Origin of the sequence: Pantoea sp. S18, from assembly GCF_045689705.1 — a bacterium.
GTDB lineage: Bacteria > Pseudomonadota > Gammaproteobacteria > Enterobacterales > Enterobacteriaceae > Pantoea > Pantoea symbiotica.
Map to the genome: position 1 here is coordinate 965,664 of NZ_CP142688.1, position 19,234 is coordinate 984,897.

Genomic DNA, 19,234 nt, shown 5'->3' on the forward strand with positions numbered 1-19,234 from the left:
GGGTCGCCATTTATGGCGACCTGGTTGAACCTCACCCTTTCGGGAAAATCCACACATGATTTTCCGGCAGCGCCAGATGGCAGTGCTGCGGATCGCGCACCTCGGTGCCGTAGGCGCGAATCACAAAATCATCGCCGGAGGTGCGGAACAAATATTCCCAACGATCGCCGAGATACATGCTGGTGAGCAGCGGCAGTTCCAGCTGGTTTTCGCCCGGACTCTCAGCCAGTTTCACGCGCTCGACGCGGATCACCGCCGTGGCTTCCTGACCATTTTGCACGCCCGCGCCCGCCAATCCCCACAACGCCCAGCCTTTGCCCTCGATGCGCGCTTTGCCGTCGCGCAGCTCGGTGATTTTGCCGTGCAGCCGGTTGTTGCTGCCCATGAACTCGGCGGTGAACAGAGTTTTTGGCGAGCCGTACATCTCCTGCGGCGTGCCTTGCTGTTCGATTTTGCCGTTATTGAGCAGCAAGATACGGTCGGAAATCGCCATCGCCTCATTTTGATCGTGCGTCACCATCAACGCCGACAAGCCCAGTTTGATGATCAACTCGCGCAGGAACACGCGCGCCTCTTCACGCAGCTTGGCATCAAGATTCGACAACGGCTCATCCAGCAGGATCACCGGCGGGTTGTACACCAGCGCCCGGCCTATCGCCACGCGCTGCTGCTGACCACCTGAAAGCTGGTGCGGATGGCGTTTGCCGAGGTGGCCGAGGCCAAGCTGGTTCAACACATCCTGCACGCGTTGGGTGATCTCCGCTGTCGCCACTTTGCGCAGCTTCAGCGGATAGGCCACGTTCTCAAACACGGTTTTGTGCGGCCACAGCGCGTAGGACTGGAACACCAATCCCAGATTCCGTTCTTCCGCTGGGATCTCGCTGCGCGGCGTACCGGCGTAAACCGTGTTTTTGCCAATCACAATCGTGCCCTGAGTCGGCTTCTCCAGCCCGGCGACCGCGCGCAGCAGCGTAGTTTTGCCGCTGCCGGACGGGCCAAGCAGGGAAACCACTTCGCCGCGCTGCAAATTCATCGACACGCCTTTCAGCACCGGATTGTCGCCGTACGTTAAGTGCAGGTTCTCGACCGATAATTCAATCATGTAATTTGACTCCAAATCGCAGGGCAATACCCAATCCGACCACGACCAGCAGGATGTTAATAAAGGAGAGTGCGGCAACGATATCAATCGCGCCCGCCGCCCACAGGGAAACCAGCATTGAGCCGATGGTTTCCGTGCCGGGCGAAAGCAGATACACGCCGGTGGAATATTCGCGCTCGAAAATCAGGAACATCAGCAGCCATGAGCCAATCAGGCCGTAGCGTGATAACGGAATGGTGACGTGACGCGTAATCTGTCCGCGCGTAGCGCCGGTGCTGCGCGCCGCCTCTTCCAGTTCCGGCCCCACTTGTAATAGCGTTGAGGAGATCAGGCGCAGGCCATACGCCATCCACACCACGGTGTAGGCCAGCCAGACGCTGAAGATGGTGCTGCGCAGCGAACGCAGCCAGACGATCAGGTGATCGCGCAGCCACTGCGACCAGACGAAATCCGATAGCCAGCCCGATTTGAGCGAGTTATCCAGCCACATTGGCAGGAACAGGAACACCCAGAGAAACGCCAGACCGGCCAGCAAGCCCGGCACCGCACGCGGCACCAGCACGCTGTAATCAAGGAAGCGCGTAGTGTTATCGGGTTTACGGTGCATGGCGATACCGATAAACAGATAACAACCCACCGCCAGCGCGCCGCCGATCACGCCGATCGCCATTGAGTTGACGATTGCGCGCAGCAGGTTGGGCTGCGCCCAGATGGTCTGGAAAGTCTTGATCGACAGCTCATCCCAAATCGAAACGCCAACGCCCCAGTTAGAGATAAACGCACGCAGCACCACGCCCAGCAGCGGTACGCCAATGGTCACCGTCAGCCAGAACGCCACGACTGCGCCCGCCACCCAGCGCCATTTGCCCAGCGGCAGCGCTCGCGCCTGCGAGGCTTTACCTTTCACGGTGACAAAGCGGTTAGCGGTGCGCATCAGGCGGCGTTGCAGCATCACCAGCGGAATGGTGATACAAATCAGCACCACCGCCACCGCAGCCATCAGGTGATAAGACGGCGTGCCGAGTTTATTGGTCAGCTGATAGAGATAAGTGGCCAGCACCATGTTGCCTTCAGGATCGCCCAGCACCAGCATCAAACCGAACACTTCCAGCCCAAGGAAGAACAGCAGCACGATGGCATACAGAATTGACGGGCGTACCATCGGCAAACTTACCGCCGTCATCACCTGCAACGGCGAAGCACCCGAAATACGCGCCGCTTCTTCCACATCCGATCCCACGCTGCGCAGGGCAGAAGAGATGTAAAGATAGGCGTGCGGGACGTGCGTCAGGCCAGCGATCACCACGATGCTCGACATGTCGTAGATATTCCACGGCACGAACCCGAGCAGTGATTGCGCCCACAGCGAGAAGAATCCCACCGGACCTGCCGCCACCACATATCCAAAGCCCAGCACCATCGGCGACACAAAAATGGGTACGAGGATCAGCGGCTCAATGATGCGTCTGCCGGGTAAATCGGTACGCACCATCAGGAACGCCAGAATACCGCCCAGCGGAATGGCGATGATCACCAGCCCAAAGGCGAGAATAAATCCGCTGCGCAGCGCTTTGTAGAAGTCGGGATCGGTGAAAATAAATGCAAACGATTCCAGGCTCCACTCTTTCGACGGCGAAAAGAACGGCGCGGACAAGAAACTTTGTATAACGATAAACGACAGCGGGATGTAGATAACCAGCGCGGTTATCAGCACCACAACGCCGCGCGGCAGGCTTTGCCACTTTCTATGCAATGCACGCATATTGAGACCCTGAATGGCGAAATCAGATAAGAGAAAGCTGAGCGCGGCGCAGTCGCCGCGCTTGATAACGGCGGTTATTTACCGGCGGCTTCGCGCCACTGTTTGATGTAATCCAGACGTTTTTTCGGTTGCAGATATTCCAGCAGGCTTTCATCAACCGGGATCGGTTTCAGCGCGTTGCCCAACATTTTGGTCATGCCATCAATGTCGTTTTTGCCTTCAATATCGTTGCGCAGGGAAGGGATGTCGGCCTGATTAGCCAGAATGCTTTGTCCTTTCTCAGATAGCACATAATCGAGCCACAGTTTGGCGGCATGGCTGTTTTGCGCTTGCTGGCTGATGAACGAAACGCGTGACAGCACCAGCGTGTAATCCTTCGGATAAGAGATGCCCAGCGACGGATCGGTTTTAGCGCGCGCTTCGGCGTAAGAACCGAGGATGTTAAAGCCGATCAGGTTTTCGCCGGATGAGACCCTTTCCATCATGGTGCCGGTGGAGGACTGCACGGCTAAACCGCCTTTCGCCACGTCGGCCAGCGTTTTGAAGTAGTTGGGATCGGCTTTGTAATCCTGCACTGAAAGCATGAAACCAAGTCCCGATTTCTCAATATCGTAAGTGGTAACTTTGCTCTTGAATTTGTCGGTCTGGCTGGCGATCAGCTTGGCCAGCGCGGCGTGTGAATCGGGCACATCACCGGCCGGGATCAGACGCTTGTTATAGATGAACACCACCGGTTCGTAGGTGGTGCCGTAGGCTTTGTTGTTCCACACCGCCCACTTCGGCAGCTGCGCCAGTTCAGGTGATTTGTACTCCTGCGCGTAGTCGGTCGCCAGCTTCAGACCGGTATCCATTGAGGAGCTCCACACCACGTCGCCGCTGGTGCCGCCCGAGGCTTGTTCGCTGATAAAACGGTTGTACAGCTCGGTGCTGTTCATATCGTTATATTCAACTTTGATGCCGGGATAGGTTTCTTCAAAACCTTTGATCAGCGGCCCCGCAGCTTTGGTGTCGGTGGTGGAGTAAACCACCACTTTGCCTTCTTTAGTGGCGGCATCAATCACGCTTTGATAATCCGCTGGATAGCCTTGCGGCGGGGCAGCAACCGCTGACATAGACACAAAAACAGTTGCAGCAATCAGAGACAGAGGGAAAGTGTTCGACATTATAATTAACCTTTTAGTTACATTTGAGGAACTAAAGGTCAACATAGCCTATCGACTTTTCCACACAAGAGGTGACGGATTGTTATCTTCACGAAGTGTGATTGTTGGCGTCGTTTAGGCAATTAACACCATAAAAACCACGACAGGCCGCGCGCGAAATCTGCGCAAGATCACAGGATTTTGCGGTACAGCCGTCGCGGATGGCCGATGTTGCCGTACTGCATTTCGACGCCAATAAAACCGATCTCCACGCAATATTCCAGGTAGCGACGACCGGTGGTTTTACTGATGCCAACGCGCTCAACCACCTGTTCAACTGACCAGCTACTCTCCGGTGCAGCGCTAAAAAAGCTCTTCACCCGATCCAGCGTAATGGTTTCAATCCCTTTGGTCGAAGGCGCTGACGGCGCATCACTGGTTGGCAAATTAAACAGCTTATCCAGCGCCTGCTGATCAACGTTTTTCATCTGGCGCATGGTCTGCACCTGCAGCATAAAGCGTTCCAGCGACGCGCGCAGGCGATGGAAAAACACCGGTTTCAGCAGGTAGTCGAATGCGCCGCTGCGCATCGCGTGGCTACAGGTTTGCATGTCGCTGGCGGCGGTGATGAAAATCACCGAGCACTCAAAGCGTTTCAGCAGCGGATCGTCAATCAGCGTAACGCCCTGACCATCCGGCAAATAGTTATCGAGCAGCAGCAGCCGTGGCTGGTGTAATGTAATCAGCTCGCGCGCCTGTGCCAGCGTAGCGGCAATACCGACCACGCGCAGATGAAAGTTCTGCTCAATATATTCACGATGCAGATCGGCCAGATGCGGCTCATCTTCCACAATCACCACATCAAGCGGCTTAGCATTATTCATGAGAAAGTCCTGTTAACGCGGCGGAATGGAACGGGATAAACACCGAGAAAATGGTGCCCTGCGGTGAGTTGTCGCTGATCTCAATGCTGCCGCCTGCCTGCTGTACATAACCCGCCGCCAGATAAAGACCGATGCCGTGTTCTGCACCAAGCATATCGTCGCCGCTGTTGGGTTTGCTGGTGACGCCTTGCTCAAACAAGTGCGGTTTGATGCTGTCATCGATGCCGCAACCCTGATCGGCCACTTCGATTAACAGCTCCTGATTACGACCGGAAATATATAACTCAACCGGTGTCGCGGGCGTTCTGGCGTTGAGCGTGGCGTCCACCGCGTTATCCAGCAGATTGCCGATCACCGACATCAACGCCGTTTCACTCAGCGCGGCAGGAATGCGGGTTAGCTGGCAGGCGGGGTCAAATTTCAGCTCGACGCCTTTTTCCCGCGCGCTGACATATTTCCCCAGCAGCAACCCACACAGAGCGGGCGAGGTGAAGCGCGCCGAGACAAAATCCAGCACCTGTTGCGCGCCCGCAGATTGCGCATGGATGTAGCGCATCGCGTCGTCATAGCGCTGCATCTGCAGCAGGCCGACCAGCGTGGCGGTCCAGTTCAGCTGTTCATGCCGCATGATGCGTAGATTGTCCGCGTAGCGTTTCACCTGGCTGAGCTGGCTGCTCAATGTGTTGATGTCGTTTTTATCGCGGAAGCTGCACACCCAGCCGCCTGGCTCGCCGGGTTCCAGCTCAATTGCCACCCGGTTAACGATCACCTGACGCTGATTGAGCACGGTGATGTGGTCGTGGGTTTTCACCTCATGCTGGCTTAAAAACGCCGGATGGATTTGCAGCACCTGATCCAGCGGTTTCCCCAACAGTTCACTCTCACTCTGCTGGATATCCAGCAACTCGCGTGCAGCGCGGTTAATAAGAATTAGCTGCCGCTCCGCGTTCACCGCAAACACCCCTTCATACATTGCTTCCAGCAGCGCTTTTTGTTGCAGCACCAGCAGGGCGATATCTTTCGGCTCCAGCCAGAACATCTGTTTTTTCAGGTTGCGGCTAAACATCCACGAAAAGATAAACAGCAGCAGCAACAGCGCCACACCATACAAGCTGGCCTGCCACAGCAGGCTGACGTTGATATTGGCAATATAGGAGGTGAGATAACCCACCGAGACAATGCCAATCACCTGATGCTGCGTATTAAAGATCGGCGCCTTGCTGCGGAGCGATACGCCGATGCCGCCTTTGCGCACCGAGATGATGGTTTTGCCCTGCAGCACTTCGGCATTGTCGCCGCCAATCATCGGTAAATTGAGGCGCTCCGGTGATTCCGAGTGATAGAGATGCTGTTCCTGCGTGTCGCCAATCACGATGTAGCTGGCATCGCTTTGGTTGCGCAGCGGCTGGATCAACGCCGCGATGCCGGCGATGTCGCGGCGCGCCACTTTCTCCGCCAGACCGGGCATCAGCGCAATCTCACTGGCCTGCACCCGCGCGCGCTGCCCCAAATCGTGATGCAGTTGACGATCGATAAAATGAAACAGAATAGTGCCCAGCAAGGCGAGTAGCAGGCAGGAAAACAGCACCAGCGACAGGAAGAGTTTTACCTGGAAAGATAATCTGCGTTTCATACAACCTGCAGTAAAGGAAAACTGGAGAGAGGCATGGCTGGAGACTAGCACGCGAAAATGAGCGCTGTGACAGGCTAACATCAGAGTTGTGAGCTGGCTTCAATCCCGGCGCGGCTTAGGCGCTGGTTTCTGTTGGCACGATGTCAGAGATATTCCCATCTTATTCCTGGAGATCGCCTGCTGCGGCGCTAATCAATGAATAAAAAACCAATTCACCACGGCTAATCTATGCGCCGCTATTTAATCCATCCTTTCTCTGAGTAAATTCCGTTTTAACCCGGCAGCCATTGACCTTATAACCCCGAGTGGTGAGAATGCCGGGAAAAGTTTTGAATTAGATCGCAAATTTTGGGCATCAAGCCTCTTGCAGTGCGGCTGCGATAGCCACACTGAATTAACGCCACTTGCACTTATCGGCGCGCGAATGACGCGCCAGCGTAATTAAAGTGCAGGGCATACAGCAAATATCGTTAATGTCGTGACGTTCGTTGAGAAGGCCCGTCTTTGGATGCACCTTCTCAGCCCCGGTCGGCATTTCTTGTTTTTGGTGATGAGCACGATAAAGACGCCAGCGTTTTTTAACGTTCATTACCAGGCAGATAAAAATTTAATTTAAGTACGTCATGATCGGCGTGGTAATGGCGTTAAGCCAAATTACCAAAAGAAAAAACGTAACCGGCTGAAAATTAACTGAACTCTTATGAGCGCAGCGCAGCCTCTTTACGCCAAAAATAGGGGTTTCACTGTGGTCAGTATACAGGTAGCTGCAAGCCTGGGGCGGTAGCCTGCCTGGTTTAGCTGACGAAAACAGAATGAAACTGCACGGTTTATTTGGCGATTATCTTATTTAGTGAAATTTTTAGAGAGAATTAAAGGCCAGTTTTATTTGACCTGAGGAAACTCTGAAATAGACAAGCAACAAATGTTAAGCCGGGCGCAAGCAACGCGCAGTGTTAATCACTGCAATGTTCATAGATTACTTTTTTCGCCCGCAACTTTTACTCCGACAGAGTCCAGAGGTTATATGCAAAATCCCGTTAACGACGTTTTAATCAGCGTCATCGTGCCGGTGTATAACGCCGCGGCGTATCTGGAACGATGCATTGATAGCCTGCTTCAGCAGGAAGAGAACCGTTTTGAAGTGATATTTATTAACGACGGTTCCAGCGATAACTCGCTCGCGATATTACAGAATTACGCCCATTACCCGCATTTTCATATCATCAACAAAACCAATGGCGGCGTCTCGTCGGCGCGCAATCAGGGCATTCGTGCCTCGCGCGGCAAACTGCTGTGCTTTTTAGACGCCGATGATTTTCTGCCAGCCAGCGCGTTTGCCACCTATGTGCGGTTGATGCAAAACAACATCGCGATGGTGGGCGGCGAATCGCAGCACTTCACGCCGCAAGGCGAGCCGCTCGATTTCCCGGCGAACACCAGTGACGCGCGCCAGCTGACTGCTTCGGCGGCAATCAACGATCTGCTCTATTTCAATCCGCGTCACGGTATCTGCGACAAGGTGTTTCGTGGCGATGTGATTCGCCAGCATCAGCTCACATTCAACGAAGAGATTTATAACTTTGAAGATCTACTGTTTGTGATCAATTACCTGCACCTGCAGCAGGATCGTCAGGTGATCTTTACCCAGCAGGTGGTTTATCACTATGTGGAATCCACCAACTCCGCCACGCGTTCGGCGTTACGGGAAAAGCATTTCTCCTTTGCGCGCTCGTTTAATGGCATGCAGGCGTTTTTATCCGCTCAGCATAGCCGCTGTTATTACCATCTCTATTTAAAAGTCACTTCGTCTTATATCTATAAAGCGCTGCACAGCGACGGATTCAGCCGCGCCTTTATTGATGAATATATTTCGCTCTACCGTCGCAGCTTTAAGTCCTATTTCACATCAGGATTGATGTTCAATCCGTGGAGCCTGTACTTTGCGCTGTTTTTTGTCAGTCCACGACTGGTATCGCGTCTGCGCCGACTGGCACAGAAATAAACGCTGAGGTTAAGTTGTGAAAGATAAATTAAAAAACTCCATGTGGATGATCGCTGAAAAGCTGATTGCGGTATTCGGCCTGATATTTGTCACCTCCTATGTGGCGAAATACGTGGGGCCCACCACTTTCGGCATTATCTCGATCTCGATGCTGGTATTTCAGTTCATCCAGAGCATCGCGTTAATGGGCAGCGATGTGATTCTGCTGAAACGCTTATCGCAAAATCATCACTCAGGCATGCGCTTAATGATGGCGACCTTTCTACTGGTGCTGGTGATTTACGGCGTGCTGGCGGCCAGCGGCATGTTGATCATGGGCGAAGAGTGGAGTGCTGAAGCGCTGGTGTTTATCTGCGCGGCGGCGATTGCCTGTCTTTTCTCTTCGCTGGATCTGGTCAATATCTACAACGAGGCGATGCTCAATGCGCGCCTGAATGTGATCGCCAATCTGGCGGGTTTGGCCATCAGTTTAACCGTGCGCTTCTTTATTTCGTATTACGGACTGGATCCGCAGCTATTATCGATTCCTATCGTGCTGGCGACCTTTATTCCGTTTGCCATCAAGCTGGCGATATTCCTGAAATATCATCGTCAGGTGCCGATTCCGGCACTGCGCCAGATGAAGAAATATTCACGCTATATGGTGGCGTCGGGTATTTCACTGGTGTTTTCCGTGATTGCGGTGGCGATTTATACCCGCGTCAATCAAATCAGTGTGTCGTATTTCCTTGGCGTAAAAGAGGCGGGGATTTTCTCCGTCGCGCTGACGCTCGCTACCGCGTGGGTATTTTTACCCAATGCGTTGCTGGCTTCCTTTTTCCCGGCGTTCTTTGCCGAGCGTGACGATCGGCAATCGATTATCAAAGCGCAGAAATTACATCTGCTGGTGATTGGTGTCTCTTCGCTGGTGATTCTGGCGATTTGGTTATTGTCCGGATGGTTTATCCGGGACTTCTACGGTGCGGAGTATCTCGATGCGGTCGCGCCAACGCTGTTACTCAGCGTCGGTGCGATGTGCGCGGTGCTGAGCAGCGTGATGGATCGTTTCATTATTAAGTACAACGGATATCGCTATTTAGTGAAGAAAACCTTCGTAGTGTTATTAATTTGCGTGGCCTCCTCTTTAATTTTGGTTCCTTACTTCGGTTTAAATGGCGCGGCCATGAGCGTGGTATTAACCGAGTTTTTATCGTTCTCCCTGCTTAATTACTTTTTCCCTGCTCAACCAGTAATGCGTATTCACCAAATATTTATCAACCCCAGGAAACTATGGCTGTTATTCAACAATATCAAAACCTCAGACAGTAAAGAGAGTTTATCATGAATGAAAAACCACTATTTAGTCTTATCATTCCCGTCTATAACTCACAAAAAACCATTAAACGTACCTTGCTGAGCGTGCTTAAACAGACGTTCGGCAGTTACGAAGTGATTGTGGTTAATGATGGCAGCAGCGATGCAACTTCAAATATTCTGCAGGAGTTCAGTGCATATTCGCAGGTCACGGTAATTCACCAAATCAATGCCGGTGTTAGCGCCGCACGAAATAGTGGCATGCAGCAGGCTAGCGGTGAATATGTGTTATTCCTCGATGCGGATGATTGGGTGGACGATAACTTCCTGATGATCTTCAAACAGAATCTCGATGCCTGGCCAGCGGAGTCTGTCGATTTGATGGTAGGAAACCTCAACGACAATCGCGTAGGTAAAGTGTCGCAAGCGGGCTTCTTCAGTCACGAGGACATTCCTTATGTGCTCGGTGAGTTGGAGATGAGTGATAACATCGGTTATCTGCATAACAAATGTTATCGCCGTCAGATTATTGAGGAGCTGAACCTGCGTTTTTTGGAGGGTATCTCCATGAGCGAGGATTTGTTGTTTAACCTTAAATTCTTCAGCTGCATTAGCAATTTCCTGGTCACGCCGGGCGCTGCTTATCATTATGAAGATGTGGAGGGTTCATTATCGAAGCGTAAAGTGCAATACAGTGAACTGAAAGTGCGTAAACAGTTTCTCACTGCACTGTATGATTCGATCATCAGTAAATATCAGTCCAGCAATCTCGATTATTTCCTCAAGGGCATTTCCAAACGTGTGCTCGCGCTGGATATGCAAATCGTGACCGCTATGTATCACTCTTCGTTTTCACCTGCGGATATTGCCCAGGAAATTAATGAAATAAAGCGGGGTAAATACTCGAAAGGTATTTTCATTCTGCTGAATAAAAATGAAAAATTGAAGTACATGATTATGAATTTGAATACACTCACAGCGTACTATTTTCTTTATGCACTCTACAGGATGCGCGCATTCTGATTTGAAATTCTCCCGGTGTTAGTCTCTGGACGCATTTGTTGTACAGAGGCTAGTTGCCGGGGGAGTTTCACCCGATGTTCTCAGCTCTACCCGTGGCAACAGCCCAGCGTTGCCACACCTTTCCACTCTCCGCACATCTTTCTGCACACTCTCGGTTTCTCCTTCTTGCACTCATCCCGCGTCTCATGTCAAATAGCGCCCCATGCAATCGATTGCGCGCATGTTTCGTGCATTTAGTGCGGCGTAAAACATCAGGATGCGTGAATTTCATCTCATGAAGCGTCATCCTTTGCGTTCCGGCCGGGCGGAGCAGCCTACGCCATGATTAGTAGCCATCCTTGTGGCTGCGTGTTGATAAAGCTTGAAATTCTGGAGAGACAGATGGACAACTCACAAACCGGTACGCTTGGCACCGTAGAAACGGCGGCTAAGGGCTGGCGTAAGAGTGATACCGTGTGGATGCTGGGTCTGTACGGTACGGCGATTGGTGCGGGCGTGCTTTTTCTACCGATTAACGCCGGTGCAGGCGGGCTGATTCCGCTGATTATCATGGCGATTCTTGCCTTCCCGATGACCTATTACGCGCACCGCGCGTTAACGCGTTTTGTACTCTCCGGTAAAAATCCCGGCGAAGACATCACCGAAGTGGTGGAAGAGCACTTCGGCGTGGGCGCTGGCAAGGTCATCACTTTGCTCTACTTCTTTGCCATCTATCCGATCCTGCTGATGTACAGCGTGGCGATCACCAATACTGTTGATAGCTTTATCGTGCATCAGCTGGGGCTGGTTTCGCCGCCGCGTGTGCTGCTGTCGCTAATTCTGATCATTGGCATGATGACGGTGGTGCGCTTTGGCGAGCAGATGATTGTTAAAGCGATGAGCATTCTGGTGTTCCCGTTTGTGGCGGTGCTGATGCTGCTGGCGGCTTATCTGGTGCCGCACTGGCATGGCGCGGCGCTGGAAACTTTATCGTTGAACGCGAATGTAAGCGGCCACGGCATTCTGATGACGCTATGGTTGGCGATTCCGGTGATGGTGTTCTCCTTCAACCATTCGCCGATCATCTCCTCTTTTGCCGTCGCTAAGCGCGATGAGTACGGCGCAGGTGCGGAGAAGAAGTGTTCGCGCATTCTGGCCAACGCCCATCTACTGATGGTAGTGACGGTGATGTTCTTTGTCTTCAGCTGCGTGCTGAGCCTGTCGCCCGCCGATCTGCAGGCGGCGAAAGATCAGAACATCACTATTCTGTCTTACTTAGCCAACCACTTTAATGTGCCGATGATTGCGTGGATGGGGCCGATTGTTGCGATGGTAGCGATCACCAAATCGTTCCTCGGGCATTATCTTGGAGCGCGTGAAGGTTTTAACGGCATGGTGGTGAAGTCACTGCGCAGCCGCGGAAAAACCGTCACACCGCAGCGCCTGAATCGCCTGACCACCGCGTTTATGCTGCTGACCACCTGGCTGGTGGCGACGCTGAACCCCAGTATTCTGGGCATGATTGAAACGCTGGGCGGGCCGATCATCGCGATGATTCTGTTCCTGATGCCGATGTACGCCATCCAGAAAGTGCCGGCGATGCGTCAGTACAGCGGGAAGATCAGTAACCTGTTTGTGGTGATTGTCGGCGTGCTGGCGATTTCGTCGATTGCCTGGTCGCTGGTGAGTTAGCATTGTAGGGGCGCCATTAATGGCATAATGCTCGTCAGTTAAGCGTCTTTCGGTCACCATAAATGGCGACCCTACAAAGGACTGGCGCGTTTTTCGTAGGGTGCGCATTCATGCGCACCTGCATACATATGCAAATTAATGCTTAACTGAGCGGCATTACGCCATTCATGGCGACCTGTTTATCGTTACACCGCCGCCGTTTTAAACACACTCATCGACTGCGCCAGACGATCGGCCTGTTCCTGCAACGCCTGCGACGCCGCTGAGGCTTCCTGCACCAACGCGGCATTCTGCTGCGTCACCGCTTCCATCTGCGTAATCGCCGAGTTGATCTCGCTAATCCCGCTGCTCTGCTCGCTGCTGGCAATGGTGATTTCACTCATGATATCCGCCACGCTCTTCACGCTGTTAACCACTTCACCAATGGTTGAACCGGCGTGCGTCACCAGACGGCTACCTTCATCCACCTGCGCCACTGAATCCTCGATCAACACCTTGATCTCTTTGGCCGCAGACGCCGAACGCGCCGCCAGATTACGCACTTCGGTGGCCACCACGGCGAAACCACGGCCTTGCTCACCGGCGCGTGCGGCTTCGACGGCGGCGTTAAGGGAAAGAATATTGGTCTGGAAAGCAATGGAGTCGATCACGCTGATAATATCGACGATCTTCTTCGAAGAGAGGGTAATCGCTTCCATCTTCTCGATCACCTGTTCCATCACCACGCCGCCTTGCTTCGCCACGTTGGAAGTATTGGCCACCAGCTGATTGGCTTCACGCGCGTTCTCGGCGTTGTGCTTGACGGTGGCGGTCATCTGCTCCATCGCTGAAGCGGTCTCTTCCAGCGAGCTGGCCTGCTGTTCAGTACGCGACGAGAGATCGATGTTGCCACTGGAGATCTGATTTGATGCCACGGCGATGGTATCGGAGCCGGCGCGCACATCGGAAACGATGGTCAGCAAGTTGTCGTTCATCGCCTGCAGCGCCTGCATCAGCACCGCCGTTTCATCTTTGCCGCTCACTTCTATATGTGAACTAAGATCGCCTGCCGCCACTTTCCCGGCGATTTCCACCGCTTCATTCAACGGACGCACAATCGAACGCGTCAGCATAAAACCGAGCACGATGGCGGCGGCAATGGCGATGGCGGAGAAGATCAGCGTCATCTCGATGGCTGATGAGCCGTTATCAATAATTCGTGCGCCTTCCTGCTCCAACTGCTGTGACTGCGAGTTAGCAAATGCTACGGCGCTATCGAGAAAGGCATTCTGCGTGCTGGTAATGGATTTCAGTACATAGGCGCTGGCGGCATCAGCATCGCCCGCACGTACCAGATCCAGCAGCTCTTTCTTCTCGGCTTCAAACTTGTCGCTGGCGGCTAGCAGACCGGCAATCTTCTTTTTACCCACTTCAGTCACCTGCACCGCTTTGATTTTATTCATCGCGCTGTTGGTTTTATCGGTGGCGTCCGCCAATTGCTGGTAGCGTTTTTCGTTGAATTGCGGGCGCGTGGTATCGATCACGATGCCGCGCAGGTATTTGATCTGTTCGTTTACGCCGTCACGCACGTCAAAGCCGAGGCGTACTTTCATGTAGCGATCTTCAACGATCGAGGTAATGCCGGTTTTGATGTTATTGATTTTGGTAATCGACGTGACGCCGACGATGACCAACAGTGCCACCACTAAACCAAAGGCGATGCCCAGACGGACGCCGACCTTCATATTTTTTAAGCTCAACATTGGATCTCCCCGTAATGCCAAAAATTGATGTTTTCAAGACGGACAAGCAGGCAAGGCGCCCGCATCAGGTTGATGTTTTGTAAGGTGAAAATCGTTGCGCAGCGTGACAAAACTGGTATGGCAGCACCGGCACAAGCGCTATCAGTTATCGGTTGTTAATGTTTTAACTTTAATTTTTTAGAGGTACGTCACAGAAAGGTTAATAGTATTGAAGTTGGTTTTTTGTTGGATCTAAATGTGAAGGGTTTGGCGGTCGCCATGAATGGCGACCCTACGACAAAGGGGAAGGGTTTTCGTAGGGTGCGCATTTATGCGCACCTGGATGTGGGAATTAACGCGGCTTTTTCAACACGCCGTGAATCACATTCGACAGCTCGTTGATTTCGAACTTCGCCACGTAACCATCGGCACCGACTTTACGCACGTGATCTTCGTTGGCACTGCCGGAGAGTGACGAGTGGATCACCACCGGAATCTGGCGCAGGTTATTATCGCGCTTGATGTTGCGCGTTAAGGTAAAGCCATCCATTTCCGGCATTTCGAGATCGGTCAGCACCAGCGCGATCTTGTCGTGGATCGATTCGCCGTTGGCTGCGGCTTCTTTCTGCATCTCGTTAATTTTGATCCAGGCTTCCAAACCGGTGTTATGCATAATCGCCGGGATGCCCATGCTTTTCAGGCCTTGCTCCAGCAACTGACGCGCCACTTTGGAATCTTCCGCCACAATCGCCACCTGGCCTGGCTTCAGATTGAAGTCTTTGGCGGTCTCTGCGCTCGGTTCAACGCCGCGCACCGAAGGAATGATGTCATACAGAATCTGCTCAACGTCCAGCACCATCGCCAGATTGTTGCTCTGACCATCGGTATCCAGACAAGCGATACTGGTGATGTTGCGGCTACCGATGCCCGCTTCAGCGGTATGCACCTGGCTCCAGTCGAGACGCACAATGTTCTCCACCGATTCCACGGCAAACGCCTGAGTGCTGCGTGCATATTCCGTCACCAGCAGCAGGTTAAGTCCGGTTTCCGGTTTGCAGCCGGTCACGGCAGGCAGATCGATAACCGGAATAAACTGGCCACGAATACTCGCCATGCCGAGCAGCGGCGATTGCATGCCCGCGGCGCGGGTGATGGTTGGCATCGGCACGATTTCACGCAGTTTAAACACGTTGATGCCGTACAGCTCAGATTTGCCTTTCAGCTGATCGGAACCCAGTCGGAACAACAGCAGTTCGAATTTATTGGAAAGCGCAAGGTTGGCGCGTTCATCGATCTCTTTCTGAAAATTATCCATCATGGCCTCGGAGCAGATCTGGGCTGGGTAAAGGGCAGGGCAATATCGCCATGATTAACTTATCGGCAGAAGAGAAAAAAAATGAAGGGGAGATAACGGAAATTTTAGCGTGAGGGCGATCGCCCTCACGCGGATACAACTTACTTCAACAGAATGGCGCGCACGCTTTTGCCTTTGATCTTGCCCTCTTTCAGCTTGATCAGCGCTTTCTTCGCCTGAGCGGCGTCGATGGCCACATAGGCGTGGGTAGCGGTCATATCGATCTTGCCGATCTGATCGCCGCTGAAACCGGCTTCACCGGTCAATGCACCCAGAATATCGCCCGGACGGATTTTGGCTTTGCGGCCACCATCAATGCACAGCGTCATTTTGGTTGCCGGTAGCGATTTGGCGCTGGTACCTTTCAGCGTGCTGGAGGAAACCCAGTTGAGCTTCTGCTGCAGATACTCTTCCAGCGCATTGGCGCGCACCATTTCGTCGGGGGCGACAAAGCTCACCGCCAGACCTTTTTCACCGGCGCGACCGGTACGGCCGATGCGGTGAATGTGCACTTCCGGATCCCACGCCAGCTGGAAATTCACCACCAGCGCCAGCGACTTGATATCCAGACCGCGCGCGGCGACATCGGTTGCAATTAATACGCGGATGCTGCCGTTGGCGAAGCGAATCAGCACGCGCTCACGATCGCGCTGTTCCAGATCGCCGTGCAGCGCCAACGCACTGATATCACGTTCATTCAGCGCGGCGGCAACGTCGTCACATTCGCGCTTGGTGTTACAGAACACTACGCAGGAGGCCGGTTGCTGCTGACTGAGCAGCGCGCCGAGCAGGCTATGACGCTCTTTGGCGCTGGCTTCAATAAACTGCTGCTCGATGGTCGGCAACTCGGTTTTATCTTCGGTGGCGACCGCCAGCGCATCGCGCTGAAAACGCTGGCTGAGGCTGGCGATGGTGTCCGGCCAGGTGGCAGAGAACAGCAGCGTCTGGCGCGTTTCCGGCGTAAAGCCAATGATCGCTTCCATATCGTCGCGGAAGCCCATCTCCAGCATGCGATCGGCTTCATCCAGCACCAGCGTTTGCAGCTGGCTGAGATCGAGGTTGTCGCGCTTCAGGTGATCGAGCAAACGGCCCGGCGTGCCGACCACGATGTGTGGCGCATGCACTAAGGAATCGCGCTGCGCGCTCATTGGCTGGCCGCCGCACAGCGTCAGAATTTTGATATTGCGGGTAAAACGGGCCAGCTGGCGCAGCACGTTGCTGACCTGATCGGCGAGTTCACGCGTCGGGCACAAAATCAGCGCCTGGGTGTGGAACTGGCTGTTGTCGATGCGGTTCAGCAAACCCACGCCAAAGGCGGCGGTTTTGCCACTGCCGGTTTTCGCCTGCGCACGCACGTCGCGCCCTTCCAGAATAGCGGGCAGGGAAGCGGCCTGAATCGGCGTCATGGCGTCGAAACCCATCTCGCGCAGGTTATCGAGTTGGCTGGCGGGCAGTTGCGTCAGGGTAGAAAAAGCAGTCACGGGAAAGTCTCTAATTGCGGGTAGGATTGCGGCGGTCAGTCTGGCAGAAAGGGGCGTGATCGGCAATGGCAAAAGCGCCGCTGGTTCCCACTTGAAATCAGTAAGCGTTATACCAGACTTGTCTCTTTTTTAGGCATTTAATGGTGCAAAGTTCTAATGCTTTTAAGGTTGATTTAATCCTGAGAAGTTGCGTTAAAAAAAGACATCTTTAACGAAAAGGGAGAATTAGCGTTATGAAACAACTGTTATCATGCTTTTTGGTACCCTTTTTAGAGGTGTCTCGCTAATGAATGGCTGCGGTTAGGTAAAATTCTGATTAAAACGAATGGCTGATTTGCTTTATATTTAGCGCGCCATTTGGCTAATTATTAAAAACCCATAATATTTCAGAGGTCATTTTGAGTCATTCTGTCCAGGGACAAAACGAAGACATTCTGAAAATCGTCGGCCGCGCCGTGTTAACGCTGCATGTGCATGGAGAAACCTTATCCTCGGATAAAGTGAGTTCCATGATTGCCTGTTATGCGGAAGAAGAGCCTGTCAGTGACGATGAAAACCAGCGGCTGTACGCGCTGGCGATTCAGATGCTTTCGTAAAATCCAGCACTCATCGGGTGTGCGCATGCCGCCCTGTTTATGTCGTACGTAAAGCCTCCTTACGGAGGCTTTTTTGTTGGTGCGGTGCGGATTTTGAGACGGTCGCCATGAATGGCGACCCTACGGATGGTGCAAGATGCGCGTTAATGCGTATCGGGGAATATCAGGCGCTGAATACGGGCAATCCGCGGTGGAAGGTGGCGCGTACCGGGGAGATGCGGGCGACGGCTTCGGCGGAGCAGCTGGCATCGACCAGCATCATACTGGCTTCATCGTCGACCTTCGGCCATTGGCGTTCGCCCTGATTCGATAGCGGCAGAATCCCGCCGGTGGCGATATGCAGCGCGCGGCTCAAGCCGAACTCATCGGAACCGCGATACAGCTGCGCGTACAAGTTGGCTTTTTCCAGCATGCTGCCGGTGCCAAACGGTGACCAGTGGTCGATCACGCTGTCGGTGCCGGTCATCACCGTGATGCCCGCCGCCTGCAACTGCGGCAGCGGCATGGTCAGTTTGCCAATCGGAATGGTCGAGGCCACGCTCATCTGCTGCTCTGCCATGCCGGCAATCATCTGATCCAGCGCTTTGCCTTCCAGCGTGCCAAGCGCAAATCCGTGGCTCAGCGTCACTTTGCCCTTCAGCTGCGGATTTTTCGCGATGGTATCGATCATGTACTGGATCGCCGCCACGCCGGATGGCGAGGTTTCATGCAGATGGATATCCACGCCGCGCTGGAAATCGAGAGCGATCTGGAACATCGCATCCAGCGATGCCTGCATTGCGCCATCCACGTTGGTGGGATCAAGTCCGCCGACAAACTGCACGCCCATCTGCATCGCTTCACGCATCAGGCCATCGACTTTCGAGTGCAGTAAACCGTGCTGCGGGAAGGCAACGATTTCACACGGGAATTCCGGATGATTCGCCAGCGCCAGCTTGAGGTGCTCAAGGCTTTTTAGGCCGCTGACCGGATCGATATTGCAGTGGCTGCGCGCTTCGGTGGTGCCTTTGCTGTGCAGCAAGCCAATGATCGCTTCGGCACGCGCCTGCGAGGTCGGCAGCAGTTGCGGGATCAGCACCTGTTCGCGCGCAATCATATCCATGATGGTTTTGCCCTGGCGCGGACGCGGCGCTTCCCACGGGCCACCGTAAAAGGTTTTGTCTAGATGGATATGCATGTCGCGGGTGCGCGGCAGCAGCAGGGCGCCGTTGGCATCCCATTGTGGCAAGGCGGCGTTGCGCGCTTTGCCTGCGGCATCAATCGCCGCAAAAGTGCCGTCTTTGATGGTGATGTCGTACAGCGCGGTGCGCGTGGCAATCACCTCTTTACCGTCGCGCTCAAAGCCCTCTTCGAGGCGGACATTGAGCAGTTGGTAATGGGCAACACGCGGTGGCGGCGTGTGCGGCTGCGTGCTGTTGGCGAGCAGCGGTGAAGCGGGTGCAGCGTAGCTGATGCCGGCGGCCAGCAGGCTACCGGCGGCGGTCAGGCTAAGGAATTCGCGACGGCTGGGAGAGGTCAGTTGCATCAGAGGTTCCATCAAATGAGAAACGCTTAATCTGGCAAAACTCAA

The 19,234-nt window shown here is 53.7% G+C and carries 14 protein-coding genes; 5 read left to right on the top strand and 9 right to left on the bottom strand.

Annotation, left to right across the window (positions count from 1 at the left end):
• Nucleotides 1–31: 31 nt before the first annotated feature.
• The 5 genes from VIJ98_RS04245 to VIJ98_RS04265 form a co-directional block, all read right to left on the bottom strand.
• Nucleotides 32–1,102, bottom strand: coding sequence for an ABC transporter ATP-binding protein (locus VIJ98_RS04245; RefSeq protein ID WP_323272419.1), 1,071 nt, complete (start codon nucleotides 1,100–1,102; stop codon nucleotides 32–34).
• Nucleotides 1,095–2,864, bottom strand: a complete 1,770-nt coding sequence (locus VIJ98_RS04250) for an iron ABC transporter permease (RefSeq protein WP_323272421.1) — start codon at nucleotides 2,862–2,864, stop codon at nucleotides 1,095–1,097. The genes VIJ98_RS04245 and VIJ98_RS04250 overlap by 8 nt, the downstream gene beginning before the upstream one ends.
• A 74-nt stretch (nucleotides 2,865–2,938) precedes the next feature.
• On the bottom strand, nucleotides 2,939–4,027 hold the full coding sequence (locus VIJ98_RS04255) for an ABC transporter substrate-binding protein (protein WP_179451751.1): 1,089 nt from the start codon (nucleotides 4,025–4,027) through the stop codon (nucleotides 2,939–2,941).
• A gap of 170 nt (nucleotides 4,028–4,197) precedes the next feature.
• Nucleotides 4,198–4,890, bottom strand: a complete 693-nt coding sequence (locus VIJ98_RS04260; protein ID WP_008108968.1) for a response regulator — start codon at nucleotides 4,888–4,890, stop codon at nucleotides 4,198–4,200.
• Complete coding sequence (locus VIJ98_RS04265; protein ID WP_154153733.1) at nucleotides 4,883–6,523, bottom strand: ATP-binding protein; 1,641 nt, start codon at nucleotides 6,521–6,523, stop codon at nucleotides 4,883–4,885. Before VIJ98_RS04265 ends, VIJ98_RS04260 begins: the two co-directional genes overlap by 8 nt.
• Nucleotides 6,524–7,547: 1,024 nt before the next feature.
• Between VIJ98_RS04265 and VIJ98_RS04270 the strand changes: the two genes are divergently transcribed.
• From VIJ98_RS04270 to VIJ98_RS04285, 4 genes are all read left to right on the top strand, one after another.
• Nucleotides 7,548–8,525, top strand: coding sequence for a glycosyltransferase family A protein (locus VIJ98_RS04270; protein WP_323272424.1), 978 nt, complete (start codon nucleotides 7,548–7,550; stop codon nucleotides 8,523–8,525).
• Nucleotides 8,526–8,541: 16 nt separating this feature from the next.
• Nucleotides 8,542–9,849, top strand: coding sequence for an oligosaccharide flippase family protein (locus VIJ98_RS04275; RefSeq protein ID WP_323272426.1), 1,308 nt, complete (start codon nucleotides 8,542–8,544; stop codon nucleotides 9,847–9,849).
• Nucleotides 9,846–10,841 (top strand): glycosyltransferase family A protein, encoded by a 996-nt coding sequence (locus tag VIJ98_RS04280; RefSeq protein ID WP_323272428.1) that lies wholly within the window; start codon nucleotides 9,846–9,848, stop codon nucleotides 10,839–10,841. Before VIJ98_RS04275 ends, VIJ98_RS04280 begins: the two co-directional genes overlap by 4 nt.
• 381 nt (nucleotides 10,842–11,222) lie before the next feature.
• Nucleotides 11,223–12,512 carry an HAAAP family serine/threonine permease gene (locus VIJ98_RS04285; RefSeq protein ID WP_061717513.1) on the top strand — a complete coding sequence of 430 codons (1,290 nt, stop codon included), beginning with the start codon at nucleotides 11,223–11,225 and terminating at the stop codon, nucleotides 12,510–12,512.
• 185 nt (nucleotides 12,513–12,697) lie between these two features.
• Here the strand turns inward: VIJ98_RS04285 and VIJ98_RS04290 are convergent, their stop codons facing one another.
• From VIJ98_RS04290 to dbpA, 3 genes are all read right to left on the bottom strand, one after another.
• Nucleotides 12,698–14,254: a methyl-accepting chemotaxis protein gene (locus tag VIJ98_RS04290; protein ID WP_008109601.1), complete on the bottom strand. Its 1,557-nt coding sequence runs from the start codon at nucleotides 14,252–14,254 to the stop codon at nucleotides 12,698–12,700.
• Nucleotides 14,255–14,585: 331 nt separating this feature from the next.
• Entirely contained in the window at nucleotides 14,586–15,548 is a 963-nt protein-coding gene (locus VIJ98_RS04295; protein ID WP_008105989.1) for a chemotaxis protein, read from the bottom strand.
• Nucleotides 15,549–15,688: 140 nt separating this feature from the next.
• Nucleotides 15,689–17,068 (bottom strand): ATP-dependent RNA helicase DbpA, encoded by a 1,380-nt coding sequence (dbpA, locus tag VIJ98_RS04300; protein ID WP_008105991.1) that lies wholly within the window; start codon nucleotides 17,066–17,068, stop codon nucleotides 15,689–15,691.
• Between the two features lie 398 nt (nucleotides 17,069–17,466).
• On the opposite strand from dbpA, the gene VIJ98_RS04305 reads away from it, so the two are divergent.
• Entirely contained in the window at nucleotides 17,467–17,664 is a 198-nt protein-coding gene (locus tag VIJ98_RS04305; protein ID WP_008105993.1) for a hypothetical protein, read from the top strand.
• Nucleotides 17,665–17,827: 163 nt separating this feature from the next.
• Here the strand turns inward: VIJ98_RS04305 and VIJ98_RS04310 are convergent, their stop codons facing one another.
• Entirely contained in the window at nucleotides 17,828–19,189 is a 1,362-nt protein-coding gene (locus VIJ98_RS04310; RefSeq protein WP_154153723.1) for an amidohydrolase family protein, read from the bottom strand.
• Between the last annotated feature and the right edge of the window lie 45 nt (nucleotides 19,190–19,234).

Coding starts and splice junctions, on each gene's coding strand:
- VIJ98_RS04295 (WP_008105989.1), bottom strand. CDS start 15,548: ATGGATAATTTTCAGAAAGAGATCGATGAACGCGCCAACCTTGCGCTT.
- VIJ98_RS04270 (WP_323272424.1), top strand. CDS start 7,548: ATGCAAAATCCCGTTAACGACGTTTTAATCAGCGTCATCGTGCCGGTG.
- VIJ98_RS04255 (WP_179451751.1), bottom strand. CDS start 4,027: ATGTCGAACACTTTCCCTCTGTCTCTGATTGCTGCAACTGTTTTTGTG.
- VIJ98_RS04285 (WP_061717513.1), top strand. CDS start 11,223: ATGGACAACTCACAAACCGGTACGCTTGGCACCGTAGAAACGGCGGCT.
- VIJ98_RS04245 (WP_323272419.1), bottom strand. CDS start 1,102: ATGATTGAATTATCGGTCGAGAACCTGCACTTAACGTACGGCGACAAT.
- VIJ98_RS04290 (WP_008109601.1), bottom strand. CDS start 14,254: ATGTTGAGCTTAAAAAATATGAAGGTCGGCGTCCGTCTGGGCATCGCC.
- VIJ98_RS04260 (WP_008108968.1), bottom strand. CDS start 4,890: ATGAATAATGCTAAGCCGCTTGATGTGGTGATTGTGGAAGATGAGCCG.
- VIJ98_RS04250 (WP_323272421.1), bottom strand. CDS start 2,864: ATGCGTGCATTGCATAGAAAGTGGCAAAGCCTGCCGCGCGGCGTTGTG.
- VIJ98_RS04280 (WP_323272428.1), top strand. CDS start 9,846: ATGAATGAAAAACCACTATTTAGTCTTATCATTCCCGTCTATAACTCA.
- VIJ98_RS04310 (WP_154153723.1), bottom strand. CDS start 19,189: ATGCAACTGACCTCTCCCAGCCGTCGCGAATTCCTTAGCCTGACCGCC.
- VIJ98_RS04265 (WP_154153733.1), bottom strand. CDS start 6,523: ATGAAACGCAGATTATCTTTCCAGGTAAAACTCTTCCTGTCGCTGGTG.